Here is an 11,600-nt window from a genome sequence, read left to right as displayed (position 1 = left end):
GAAGAAAAGACAAAACAAAAAGGGGACAGATTTATTTGATTAAATAAATCTGTCCCCATTGTAGTTAGTCCCCATTGTAGTCTGTCCCCTTTGTAGTCTATTAAATAAATCTGTCATCTTTTTTCTATTGTCATGGGAAGGTGGTCATGAAAGTTGGCGATGTTGTTGAGCTGGAGGGGTGGTTGGTTATTATCGACTTTAGGCTTTTTCTCGTGCCCGAAAATTATTCGGAGAATTATGAGCAAGGTGAAAAAGTCGAAATTTCCAAGCCGGAAATAATGTTTTCCATAACTGATAGCGTTCTTCCTCTGGGCGGTGGGAGAAGTTTTATCTTTCATCGATCTAAAATTTCAGGCGTATTGGAGAGCGTTCTGCCGACAGTGGTTGCGGTAACATCGTTGTTTGTTGAGGAAAGGGGGGGCGGGTTCTTGTGTGTAGATCTTGAAGATAAGAATATTGAGAAGTGTAAAACTCGGTATGATGAGCTTCTCGAAAAAAACCAAGCTGTCAATTCGGATGATTGGCTTGATTGTGAGTAAAAGGGAAGTAAAAGAGGGAGTTGTTAAGTTATGAAATTCTGGTCTGTCTGTAGTCAATCTCTTGGGCAGCATGAGCATGGGGCGGCTGTTGTGGATCTCTTGCAGAAGGTTCAAGAGTTGCCAACAATTTCAGAAGCGCCGGACAGCTATAGTGATCAGGATGGGCAAACAGTCTTCTATAAGTTTGTAAAGTCTGGCTTGGAATTTGGATTCCGCTCGGGGAAGTTAAACCATATCCATTTTTTTGTGCAGCCTCACGAGGGATATTCAGCGTACAGCGCAGATGTACTTGATCGCGTGGCTCAAACTTGGGTCGTGCAAGATGTCGTGAGCGAGTTAGGTCCTGCCGACAAAGGTGGGCCAGCCAAGGTTGATATGTTGATTGGCCAGATTCAGCAGTGGTGTAAATATGAGCAACCTACGCATGACTTGCGGATGGAGTTTTCGGAGGATGGTCGTTTGTGGAAAGTGACGTTGATCTCGCTTTGATCTCGTGATTCGCCCGGGTTAAAAAGTAATGGCTTTTCGGGGAGAGAGAATGTCGACTACACGTTTGCCTGATGAACTTTTTGAAGAATTTTTGCAGTTGCTGAACTCTTCGGGTCTGCTCTCGGCCGAATCCTTGGAGATGGAATTGTCTGATCTGGGCGGAGCGCAGGGCGTTGTGGAAAACGCATACTATATTTCAGCGTATGAGCTTTTAGGTAGTGCGTTAGTGTCCGCCAATTCATTCCATAGTCTTTTGATTTTCTTCAAGGATTTTCAACGTTGCCTGGGTGAAGGGGTGGAACAGCGTTATTACTTTGTAGAGTCCGTAGTCGACTGTTCTTCAGCTCGAGGAGACAATGTTGCCGCTCTCATCGAGGCAGCACCTTCAAGTTATAGGGTTTACTTGCATAAAAAGTTTCCAAAAAAAGGGGGCAGATTTATTTGATTAAATAAATCTGTCCCGAATGGCACTCTGCAAGCTGGATTGGGTGCGACTTCGGTATTTTGGGGAGGAACTTTGTGCGCAACAGCTGCGGGGTGTGTCTTTGGTGGGCCGATGGCGACTATGGGGTTCGGAAATGTCTGGGACGGTGGTGCAGGAATTTATAACCATTTTACTGGTAACGATTCTTACAACTACAATCCCGTGAAAAATGCTTTTTCGGCGGTGTTCGGAGGTTATGCTTCTACGGCTTATAGTGGGGCTGACCTAGTTTTTTCAACAGGTGCGGGCTTCGTCAAAGTTCCTATGAAAATGCTGGCCTCAGATGGCTTTGGAAAGGCTTCACTATTTGGAGTGACGGTGCGAAATTTCGACAATAACAAGTTTCTTCCTTTTACCAATGTTAGCCTTCCTTATGGAACCGCTTTGGCTTTTTATTTGGGTGGTGTGGCTAATAAATCGTTTGAGTTTTATAAGGAAGCAAGCAGTGAAAAATAATATTGTCTCTCGTGTGATGATTTTTTGCGGCCTGCTTGGGATGGTGTTGTCAGTATGTTTTCTAATTTCCTTAGTGATGGTTTCGTTGCTGATGTTTTTGCTGTTTTTGTTTTATGAGCCTGATTTTAATGTGCTCTTTCTGTGGATTGGTATGCCATTGACGTTGCTCTTGTTTATTAGGTGGGTGAGCAAAAATCTCGATTATATAAAAAGAGCTATGGATGGGCGTTAATTAAGAAAAAGGGGGGCGGAATTATTTGATTAAATAAATCTGAGAATCATCTGGCCGGCCTCCCCACCTCACAAAAAAAGGGGACAGATTTATTTGATTAAATAAATCTGTCCCCTTTGTAGTCTGAAAAAATTGAAGTCGTTGGCGGGATAACATATGTCACTTTCGGAAAATAGAAAATTGTTGATGGAAATTCTGGGTGGGAAGCTGCCGAGTACAGTATTGAATGGTATTCTGGAAGCTGATCCTGGTTTGGATAAGTATAAATTAGCTCATATTTTTCTGGATGAGTTCGATCGATTGGATAGTAAAGTTCTTCCTGCGATATGGCACTGGAAAAGTGTTAGATCAATCAGGGGTATGTCTGACGAGCAATTTGATGAGGTTGTACTTATTCTGATGAGGTCCGCAGGTTATAACGTGTGAAAGTAAGGGTGGAGTGGGAGGGAAGGGGGGGTTATTAAATCCGTCCCGAATGACACTCTGGCGGCGCGGGCGGTACTGAAAAAGTTGTAACGATCAGTAAAGACCGCTATCCCGAGTCAGCACAACACATCGAAGATGCCATTGGCGCGGGTAAACCTGACACGTTGACCATAGATCGAGATAATGCAGCGACGCGCAGGCGTGAATCTTTGCGTGGAATTGAAACCAAACCAGGCCTTGACCGTGATGAGTATCCGCCTGCTATGTTCCAAGAGGGTGGTCAAGGGGCCTCAGTAAGGCATATCACCCCTGGTGATAACCGTGGGGCAGGTGCTTGTATTGGCGCTCAATGTAGAGAGTTGCCAAACGGGACGAAGGTTAAAATAGAGGTGGTGGATTAGATTATGACTAATTTGGATAAGTTGTTGTCGATTGCAAGTTCATCCTTGAGTGAACGCGAGCCAGAGATAACTGAGCCAGTGCGAAACATGGCTGGTATTTTGGCGGAGGAAATTCTGGTCGTGCTGCGTCGGCGCAATGGCTTCTATGCTTTTGAAGGCGCATTGCATGTCTTTCCAAGCGAGTCGAGTCAAAATGAAACGGGGCTTTCTGATTGGAATCATACCGATCTGTGGCGCAGTGGTTATAAGGGCTTGGCCGATAGCGGTGTCTTTTTTGCTGAGGATATCTTTGGTGGGCAGTTTTGTATCAAAGACGACAAGATCTATATATTTGATCCAGAAACTGGGTCTTTAGAATACTTGGCTGCGGATATTGAAAGCTGGGCGCAAATGGTTCTTAACGACTATGAGGTGTTGACGGGATATCCGTTAGCGCATCAATGGCAAAAGCGCAACGGTCCAATTGCTGCGGGGATGCGCTTGTTGCCCAAGGTTCCGTTTGTAATGGGGGGTGAGTTTTCCTTGGATAATTTGTACGTTGTTAATGCTTTAGAGGGAATGCGGCTCAGAGCTGATATAGCCGATAAGATTAAAAGTTTGCCGAACGGCACTCAGGTTAAATTTAGTCTTGACTGATAGTTTCTAGTCCTGAAATAGGTTTACACCTGTTTCACCCCAACGCCCGATGCATCGCATCGGGCGTTTGGTATTTCAAAGACAGGTGCCGACTGATCGACGCCCGGGGACGATCCTACTTCGGATAAAGCGGCGGCAACCCACTATCACCCACCGGATCCTGCACCCGCTCCGCCGTCGGAATCGTCCTAATCGCCCGCCACAAATCCTCTCCCTGCCAATGCTGCCCGGTCTCGCTGTAAAGCGCGCCGTTCAGCCCATCAAGCGCATCCGACAGCGGCACAAATCGCGCCGCCATGTCCGCCAGTGTTTCCGGCTGCTGACGGGCCCAGGCGTCGAGGGCCTGGCGGGTGGCGTGGGGGTCGTTGGCCTGGCTGGCGCGTTTGATGTCGTCGAGCAGGGTGCGGGGGCTCGGGCCGGTTTGTGCGGCGCGCAGGATTGCCGGTTGCCAGCGGGCACGCCACCAGAGGCCGAAGCCGAGCAGGGTGGTGCAGGCGAAAACGAACGTGCTGAGTTTCCACCACCACAAGGCTTCGCTGTCGGCGGCGCTGAGCGGTAGTGTGTTGCCCGCCGGGGTGTCGACTTGCAGGCTCGGGTTGTTCGCCACCTGCAGGGTGCGCGCCGGCAGGCTGGTGTGTTCCAGGTGATCTTCGAAGGTGTTCCACCAGACCACGTCCACCGTTGGCAGTTCGATCGAGCCGCTGCGACTCGGCACCAGTGCTTCGCGTTCTTCACGGCTGCCGATCAGGCCGCGGTCGCTGCTCTGGTTGTTCAGCACCGGTTGATCCGGGTAGCGGCGCAGGCCGTTGGCTTCGGTGGCGGGCAGGGCGGGCAGTTGCGAGCTGGCCAGGCCTTCGACCTTGAGGGTCAGGCTGCGGGTCAGGGAGTCGCCGACCTGGGTGTGCTCCGGCTCCGGGTTCCAGCTTTCGCTCAAGCTCAGGCTGCGGGCCGGCAGCCACGGCGCATCGCTGGGGTAGGTCATCGGTTTGGGTTTGACCGTCAGCGAAGTCGCGGCGGAGCTGATGTGCATCAGTTTGCCCGGCTTCGGCCCCTGCGCCGTGGCGTCCTGCGTGGGCTGGGTATCGACCAGTGTGGCACTGAAGGTCTGCGGAGCGATGCTCAGCAAACCGCTGTGCTGCGGATAGATCGCATAGCGCATCTCGATCACGCCATGGCGCACGCCGTTGATGTCTTTTTCGTAGGTGCGCATGTCGCCCAGTTGCTCGATGCGGGCATCGGCGATCTGCAATGGCGTCAGGCTGCTGTCGTCGTACAGCGACACCGAATGGTAGATGCGCAACGTGAGGATGGCCTGGGCCTGCACGTAGACACTGGTCTGGTCGAGGCTGGCCTCGATGAACACCGGTTCGCGGGCATTGTTTTCTTCGCGGGTGTCGCTCTCGATCACTTGCACGGTGATCGGCTGGCTCTCGACGTCGCCCAGTTTCAGCGGCGGGATTTCAACGCTGCCGTTCTGCTTGGGCAGCAATGTGATGATCCAGCGCGTGGTAGCGCGGTTGTCATCGTTTAGCGTGTTCAATTGGTTGACCTGACGCGTGCCGCGCACTTCGAACAGCGGCTCCAGCGGGCTCAGGTCCGGTTTGCCGAACTGCGTGACATCGTTGGATTCGAGGGTGAGTTCCACCGTCTCGCCGGAGTTCAGGCGACTGCGATCCACACTGGCCGTCAGCTCGGCCGCCTGGGCGGTGGCCGTGCAGATCAGCAGGGGCAGCAAGAGAGCGGTGAAACGGGTCATCGAATGTTTTCCTGATCCTGATGTTGTTGCTGTTCGTACCAGAATTTGCGTCGCAGCAGTTCGCCCGGATCATCCGGGATCTTGCCCAGCCATTGTTCCAGCGCCTGCTGTTGTTCGCCTTCGAGGTTGTCCTCACTGGGGCGCAGCAGCGGCGGTGTGTTCTGTTCCTCGCCCGGTTCGCTGTCCGGCAACTCGTTGGCGCCCGGTAGCGGCGGGGTAGTCGGCGGAGGCTCGTTGGCGGACTCGCCGGTTTGCGGCTCGCTGTGGGTTTCGCTCTTGACCGCTGGCGCCGGAGCAGTCGGTGGTGGTTCGTCGCCCGGTAGGTTTGGCTGCGCCGGTTTGTCTTGCGGTTCGGCCGGCGGCGGGGCGTTTTTCTGTTTCAGCAGGTTTTCCACCAGCGCCTTGTTGGTCAGCGCCGGACGCAGATCCGGCTGACGTTCCAGAGCCTGTTCATAGGCGTCCAGCGCCGCTTCCAGCTCGCCGCTTTTGGCCAGTGCGTTGCCACGATTGTAGTGGGCGTGGGCGTCATTGCCCTCGGCGAAACGCTGAGCGGCGCCACTGTAGTCGCCGGCTTCGTACAACGCCACCCCTTGCCATTGCGGATCTTCGAAATGCTTCGCTGCCTCGGCCGGACGCTTCTGTTTGAGCAGATGCAGGCCTTGCTGATCGGGACGCAGCCACAGGTCTTCGAAGTCGAAGGCGTAGCTCGGTTGCGGCAATGCCAGCAGCAACGGCAGGCAGAACAGCCAGCCACGCCGCCCGGCGCACGCGGCGAGGAACAGCAGTGGCAACAGCAGCCAGTAACCCTGATCGGCCCAGGTGTCGAGACGCACGGTCTGGCCATCGCTGCGCAGGCTGCGCGGGCCGTCGAGCAGGCCGAGGTCGCCCAGATCGGATTCATCCAGGCGTGCGCTGCGGTACTCGCCGCCGACCGCGTTGAGGAACGCGCCAAGGCCAGGGCTGTCGAGTTGCGGTACGCGGATCGCGCCCTGAGCGTCCTTGAGGAAACTGCCGTCCTCCTGAGCAATCGGCGCGCCCTCGGCGGTGCCGACACCGAGCATCAACAACTGCGCCGATTGGCCGCTCAGCGCATGACGAATGCCCTGGCGTTCTTCTTCGGAAAGCGAAGAACCAATCAGCAGAATCCGCCCCTGACCCAACGCACCCTGCTTGAGCAGCGCCAATGCCTTGCCCACCGCCAGATCCGCGCGGTGGCCGCTTTCCGGCATCAGCGAAGGCTTGAGCGCGTCGAGCAGATTGCGACTGGTCGCCAGGTCATCCGACAGCGGCACCAGCGTATGGGCGCTGCCGGCATAAACGACGATGGCAGTCTGCGCATCGCTGCGCACCTGCAACAGGTCGAACAGCTTGCGCCGGGCCTGTTCCAGTCGCGTTGGCGGCGAGTCGGTGGCGAGCATTTCCGGGGTCAGTTCCAGCACCACCACCAACGGGTCGGCGGGTTTCTGGCTGGTCTGTTCGACCCGTTCCCAGCTTGGCCCGAGCAACGCCAGAATCGTCAGCAGCCAGGCCACGCTCAGGGCGACCCACGGCAACTTGCTGTCGCGACCGCTGCCGCCACTGAGCAGCGTGGCGTGGAAGGCCGGCGGCAGAATCATTTGCCAACGACCGGCGCGTTTCTGCCGGTGCCAGAGCTGCCAGATCAGCCAGCCGAGCACCGGCAGCAGCAACAGCCACCAGGGGCGGAACCAGTGCGGCCACAGGGCGATCATCGGCGCCTCCGCAAACGCAGGCGTTTGAGGCGGTCGCGCCAGTCAGGCAAGGGGCTTTGCAGATACAACTCCTTGGTGAAAAAACGCTGCAGCAGGTTGTCGGGCCACAGTACGCGGGCAACCAGCAGAATGCTCAACAGCAGCGCGAACGCCAGTGGCCAGTGATACAACGCCTGTGTGGGACGGGCCTGGGTCGGCTGTTGGGTCACGGGCTCGAGCTGGTCGAGGGTGTCTTTGATCGCTTGCAGTTCCTTGCCATCGCGGGCGCGGAAATAGCGGCCGCCAGTAACGTCGGCGATGGCCTTGAGCGCCGGTTCGTCGAGATCAAGGGTCGGATTGGTGCCGAGCAGTGCCGTGGCGCCGCTTTCTTCAGGATCGGCGCCGATGCCGATCGGGTAGATTTTCACGCCTTCGCTGGCGGCCAGTTTAGCGGCGGTCAGCGGGTCGATTTCGCCGCCATTGTTCGCGCCGTCGGTGACCAGAATCAGCACCCGGCTCTGGGCCGGACGCATGCGCAGGCGCTTGAGGGCCAGACCGATGGCGTCGCCAATCGCGGTGTTCTTGCCGGCAATACCGATCCGCGCTTCATCAAGCCAGACCCGAACGGTGCGCCGGTCAAATGTCAGCGGCGCTTGCAGGTAGGCCTGGCTGCCGAACAGGATCAGACCGACCCGGTCGCCGTCGCGGCTTTCCAGAAAATCACCGAGCAAATGCTGAACCAGCGACAGGCGACTGACGTCTTCGTCGTTCCATTGCATGTCCGGGAAATCCATCGAGCCGGACACGTCCACTGCCACCAGCAGATCACGACCGCTGGCGGCAATCGGCAGCGGTTCGCCGAGCCATTGCGGGCGGGCGGCGGCGATCAGCAGAAACAACCACAGCAACATGAACGGTGCCTGCTGGCGCCACGCTGGCAGATTGGCCCGGGCGCGGCGGCGGGCGAGGCCTTCCAGGTCACCCAGGAAACTCACTTTGAGCGCCGGCTCGCCGCTGTCGGCCACCGGCAGCACGAGGCGCATCAGCCACGGCAGCGGCAACAGCAAAAATATCCACGGCCAGGCGAACTCAAACATGTTTGCGAATCCAGGTCTCGACCGCCTGGGTCAGGCCGGCGATGGCTTTGTCGTCGAGTTTGCACTCGGGTTTGTAGGCGCCTTCGACGAGCACCATCCACCGAGTCAGACCGGCGGCAGGGCAACGGTTGTCGAGAAACGCCAGCCATTTACGGCCGTTGAGGGTGTGGCTCTGGCTATAGGGATAGTGGTTGCGGCACAGGCGCTTGAGCAGGCCGTTGAGTTGCTGCAGCCAGGCCCCGGCCGGGGCGCCGTCGTAGGGTTTGGGCATCTGCGCCAGTTCGGCGAGTGCGGCGATGCGCACCGGGTCGAGCGGCAGCTCGGCGCGCACGATCGGTTTTTTCTTGATCGGAATGAAACGCCGCAGACGCCAGACCGCAAACCCGATCACCGGCACCAGCAAAAGCAGCAGCCACCAGCCCGGCGCCGGAGGCCAGAAGGCAATCGGTGGCGGGGAGATCAGCGGTTGCAGCTGTTCGAGGCCGTTCATCGACCTTTCCCCGGACGTTGCGGGTTAAGGAATTCGCGCATCTGTTCGACCATTTCGCTCTGGGTGCTCAATGGCATCAACAACACGCGCAGCTTCTGCGCGAGCAATTCCCAACGGGCGATCCGCGCTTCGGCCTGGGCGCGGTAGGTCTGGCGCAGGTCGAAATTCAGGGTGTCGAGTTCCAGCTGCGCGCCGCGCTCGGCGAATCTCAGCAGCCCGGCAGCGGGCAGGGCGTGATCCAGCGGATCGGACAGCGGCAGCATCAGCAGGTCGCAATGGCGCGACAAGAGGCTCAATTGCTGCTCGGCGCTATCGGACAGTGCGCGCTCGTCGCAGATCACGATCACCAGACTGCCCGGTCGCAGCACTTCGCGGGCCCGGCGCAACGCCACGCCGAACGCATCGCGATCCGGCTCCCGCTCGCTGTGCAGCGATTGATTGACCTTCACCAGCCGGTTGAGCAGCTGCAACAGGCTCTGCTTGCTGCGGCGCGGTTTGATTTCGTAATGCTCGTTGTCGCCGAACACCAGCCCGCCAACCCGATCGTTGTGACCCAGCGCCGCCCAGCCGATCAGCGCCGCCGCCTGCGCCGCGAGCACCGACTTGAACATCAGACCGGAGCCAAAGAACAGCCGCGTGCTTTGCTCGACCATGATGAAAATCGGCCGTTCGCGTTCTTCATGAAACAGCTTGGTGTGTGGCTCCTGAGTCCGTGCGGTCACGCGCCAGTCGATGGTGCGCACGTCGTCGCCGGCCTGGTAGACCCGCACCTGATCGAAGTCCACGCCGCGACCACGGAATTTCGAGTGATGCAGGCCGATCAGCGGGCTGCGCTGGCTCGGCGTGGAAAACAGCTGCACTTCGCGCACGCGGTGACGCATCTCGATCAGCTCGGCGAGGCTGATGCGGATGCCCGGTTCGGAAGGCAGGGTGGCGTTCATCGGGGTCAAGCGACGGCTACGACGTCGAGAATCCGTTGCACCACCCGATCCTGGTCGATGCCTGCGGCTTCGGCCTCGAACGACAGAATGATGCGGTGACGCAACACGTCGAACAGCACGGCCTGGATGTCTTCCGGGCTGACGAAGTCGCGTCCGGCCAGCCAGGCATGGGCGCGAGCGCAGCGGTCGAGGGCGATGGAGCCGCGCGGGCTGGCGCCGTAGGCGATCCACTCGGCCATTTCCGGATCGAATTTGGCCGGGTTGCGCGTGGCCATGACCAGTTGCACGAGGTATTCCTCCACGGCGTCCGCCATGTACAGACCGAGGATTTCCTTGCGCGCGGCGAAGATCGCCTGCTGGCTGACCCGGCGCTCGGGCTTGGTTTCACCGTTCAGGGCTTCGCCCCGGGCCTGTTGCAGAATCCGGCGTTCGACGGCAGCGTCCGGGAAACCGATTTTCACGTGCATCAGGAACCGGTCGAGTTGGGCTTCGGGCAGCGGATAGGTGCCTTCCTGCTCGATCGGGTTCTGCGTGGCCATCACCAGAAACAGTGGCGACAGCTCGTAAGTGCTGCGCCCGACGCTGACCTGACGTTCGGCCATGGCTTCGAGCAGTGCCGATTGCACCTTGGCCGGGGCTCGGTTGATTTCGTCCGCCAGCACCAGGTTGTGGAAGATCGGGCCTTGCTGGAACACAAAGCTGCCGGTTTCCGGGCGGTAGATTTCGGTGCCGGTGATGTCGGCGGGCAGCAGGTCGGGGGTGAACTGAATCCGATGGAACTGGGCTTCGATGCCCTCGGCAAGCTCTTTGATCGCTTTGGTCTTGGCCAGACCCGGAGCGCCCTCGACCAGCATGTGGCCGTCGGCGAGCAGGGCGATGAGCAAGCGCTCGATGAGTTTTTCCTGGCCGAGAATCTGCGTTGAAAGAAAGGTTCGCAGCGCCAGCAGCGCTTCACGATGTTCCATCGATGACTGTTCCTGGAAAGGGTGGCCACAGGCGTTCGGATAACGCCGGGGCTGGGGGCGTTACTTTAATCCATCGCAGGGGGTGGCGACTAACGGCATTTTGCGCAAAGTGCGGGAAATGACCGGGTCAATTGTTGGAAATTTGTAGGGCGGGGGATGTGCGGTGTTGTCGAGGGCCCTTTCGCGGGCAAGCCCGCTCCCACAATGGACCATATTCTCCTGGCAGAGCGCGGTCACTGTGGGAGCGAGCTTGCTCGCGAAGGGGCCAGTGCAGACACCCTCAAATCTGGCTGATAAAGGTGCCAGTACCCTCAAGAATGTTCTTCAGGGTTTCCTCGACTTCAGCCAAGTCCACCATGTCCGGGTTGAAGGTGATTTCAAGCACATCATCGCCATTCAACGCATCGGCATCCGCGGCCGCGATTTCGATCTTCAACTGGGTCTTGCTCAGGGTGGCCTTGACCCCGTCGAGGGTCGACGGCTCGCCATCCAGCGTGATCTCCAGTTCGTCCTCGTCCGGGTAGCGGCTCATCAGGAACATTTCGCCCTTATCGCTGTGGCAGCAGAGCATGGCCATGTTGTCTTCTTCGTCGTCGCACGGGTTGACGATCAAAAGGGCGGTGGTCATTTGCATGGGGGAATTCCTGCCTCGGCGGGCTTGTTGGTCGCAATTGGGCGCGATTCTGCCAGCCCTCGGGAATTTCTGCATGTGAGAGTGTCAGAGGATGTGTCGTGAACGCGACACAGGTCAATGGTCATTCCGGGCACGCCTGTACCGTAAAAACGGGCATTCAGACCGGCGCTCTGCCCCATGAATGCTAGTGTTTACCGATGCGCAGGCCTTGGTTTACGTGCCAATGACCGAATATGTCGCAGCACCGCAAGCAGACACATTGTCGCACCCATTAAGCTGCGCAACGGATGAGCACCCGTAAAGGCATTGCCATGGCCCCGCGAGCGGCGCCAGGCAGTCGTTTTT

Annotated in this window: 15 protein-coding genes; 8 read left to right on the top strand and 7 right to left on the bottom strand. The window is 57.6% G+C overall.

The window, feature by feature from the left end; all coding sequences use genetic code 11:
• Nucleotides 1-146: 146 nt before the first annotated feature.
• The 8 genes from AC1MDC_RS01800 to AC1MDC_RS01765 all read left to right on the top strand — a co-directional run bounded on the left by AC1MDC_RS01800 (nucleotide 147) and on the right by AC1MDC_RS01765 (nucleotide 3,663).
• The gene (locus tag AC1MDC_RS01800; protein WP_480392385.1) at nucleotides 147-539 is read left to right on the top strand and encodes a hypothetical protein; all 393 of its coding nucleotides are present in this window, start codon (nucleotides 147-149) and stop codon (nucleotides 537-539) included.
• A gap of 30 nt (nucleotides 540-569) precedes the next feature.
• Nucleotides 570-1,028: a hypothetical protein gene (locus tag AC1MDC_RS01795; protein ID WP_480392384.1), complete on the top strand. Its 459-nt coding sequence runs from the start codon at nucleotides 570-572 to the stop codon at nucleotides 1,026-1,028.
• A 49-nt stretch (nucleotides 1,029-1,077) separates the two neighbouring features.
• Nucleotides 1,078-1,473: a hypothetical protein gene (locus AC1MDC_RS01790; RefSeq protein WP_480392383.1), complete on the top strand. Its 396-nt coding sequence runs from the start codon at nucleotides 1,078-1,080 to the stop codon at nucleotides 1,471-1,473.
• Between the two features lie 39 nt (nucleotides 1,474-1,512).
• Nucleotides 1,513-1,968 carry a hypothetical protein gene (locus AC1MDC_RS01785; RefSeq protein ID WP_480392382.1) on the top strand — a complete coding sequence of 152 codons (456 nt, stop codon included), beginning with the start codon at nucleotides 1,513-1,515 and terminating at the stop codon, nucleotides 1,966-1,968.
• Nucleotides 1,958-2,200 carry a hypothetical protein gene (locus AC1MDC_RS01780; RefSeq protein ID WP_480392381.1) on the top strand — a complete coding sequence of 81 codons (243 nt, stop codon included), beginning with the start codon at nucleotides 1,958-1,960 and terminating at the stop codon, nucleotides 2,198-2,200. The genes AC1MDC_RS01785 and AC1MDC_RS01780 overlap by 11 nt, the downstream gene beginning before the upstream one ends.
• Nucleotides 2,201-2,356: 156 nt before the next feature.
• Nucleotides 2,357-2,626: a hypothetical protein gene (locus AC1MDC_RS01775; RefSeq protein WP_480392380.1), complete on the top strand. Its 270-nt coding sequence runs from the start codon at nucleotides 2,357-2,359 to the stop codon at nucleotides 2,624-2,626.
• A gap of 164 nt (nucleotides 2,627-2,790) precedes the next feature.
• Nucleotides 2,791-3,027 carry a NucA/NucB deoxyribonuclease domain-containing protein gene (locus AC1MDC_RS01770; RefSeq protein WP_480392379.1) on the top strand — a complete coding sequence of 79 codons (237 nt, stop codon included), beginning with the start codon at nucleotides 2,791-2,793 and terminating at the stop codon, nucleotides 3,025-3,027.
• A gap of 3 nt (nucleotides 3,028-3,030) precedes the next feature.
• Nucleotides 3,031-3,663: an SMI1/KNR4 family protein gene (locus AC1MDC_RS01765; protein ID WP_234420573.1), complete on the top strand. Its 633-nt coding sequence runs from the start codon at nucleotides 3,031-3,033 to the stop codon at nucleotides 3,661-3,663.
• 115 nt (nucleotides 3,664-3,778) lie between these two features.
• Here AC1MDC_RS01765 and AC1MDC_RS01760 read toward each other — a convergent pair whose 3' ends face one another.
• From AC1MDC_RS01760 to AC1MDC_RS01730, 7 genes are all read right to left on the bottom strand, one after another.
• Nucleotides 3,779-5,419 carry a BatD family protein gene (locus AC1MDC_RS01760; protein ID WP_234205517.1) on the bottom strand — a complete coding sequence of 547 codons (1,641 nt, stop codon included), beginning with the start codon at nucleotides 5,417-5,419 and terminating at the stop codon, nucleotides 3,779-3,781.
• Nucleotides 5,416-7,149: a tetratricopeptide repeat protein gene (locus AC1MDC_RS01755; protein WP_085703564.1), complete on the bottom strand. Its 1,734-nt coding sequence runs from the start codon at nucleotides 7,147-7,149 to the stop codon at nucleotides 5,416-5,418. The genes AC1MDC_RS01760 and AC1MDC_RS01755 overlap by 4 nt, the downstream gene beginning before the upstream one ends.
• Nucleotides 7,146-8,225, bottom strand: a complete 1,080-nt coding sequence (locus tag AC1MDC_RS01750) for a vWA domain-containing protein (protein WP_480392378.1) — start codon at nucleotides 8,223-8,225, stop codon at nucleotides 7,146-7,148. The genes AC1MDC_RS01755 and AC1MDC_RS01750 overlap by 4 nt, the downstream gene beginning before the upstream one ends.
• On the bottom strand, nucleotides 8,218-8,715 hold the full coding sequence (locus AC1MDC_RS01745) for a DUF4381 domain-containing protein (protein ID WP_085698329.1): 498 nt from the start codon (nucleotides 8,713-8,715) through the stop codon (nucleotides 8,218-8,220). The genes AC1MDC_RS01750 and AC1MDC_RS01745 overlap by 8 nt, the downstream gene beginning before the upstream one ends.
• The gene (locus tag AC1MDC_RS01740) at nucleotides 8,712-9,656 is read right to left on the bottom strand and encodes a DUF58 domain-containing protein (protein ID WP_085698330.1); all 945 of its coding nucleotides are present in this window, start codon (nucleotides 9,654-9,656) and stop codon (nucleotides 8,712-8,714) included. Before AC1MDC_RS01740 ends, AC1MDC_RS01745 begins: the two co-directional genes overlap by 4 nt.
• Nucleotides 9,657-9,661: 5 nt before the next feature.
• Nucleotides 9,662-10,621, bottom strand: a complete 960-nt coding sequence (locus tag AC1MDC_RS01735; RefSeq protein WP_007913915.1) for an AAA family ATPase — start codon at nucleotides 10,619-10,621, stop codon at nucleotides 9,662-9,664.
• 280 nt (nucleotides 10,622-10,901) lie between these two features.
• Nucleotides 10,902-11,255, bottom strand: coding sequence for a hypothetical protein (locus tag AC1MDC_RS01730; RefSeq protein WP_085698331.1), 354 nt, complete (start codon nucleotides 11,253-11,255; stop codon nucleotides 10,902-10,904).
• Between the last annotated feature and the right edge of the window lie 345 nt (nucleotides 11,256-11,600).

The organism is Pseudomonas sp. 1 (genome assembly GCF_056626735.1).
The sequence above is the reverse complement of the archived record's forward strand: the minus strand, read 5'-3'. Positions and strand labels throughout refer to the sequence as shown.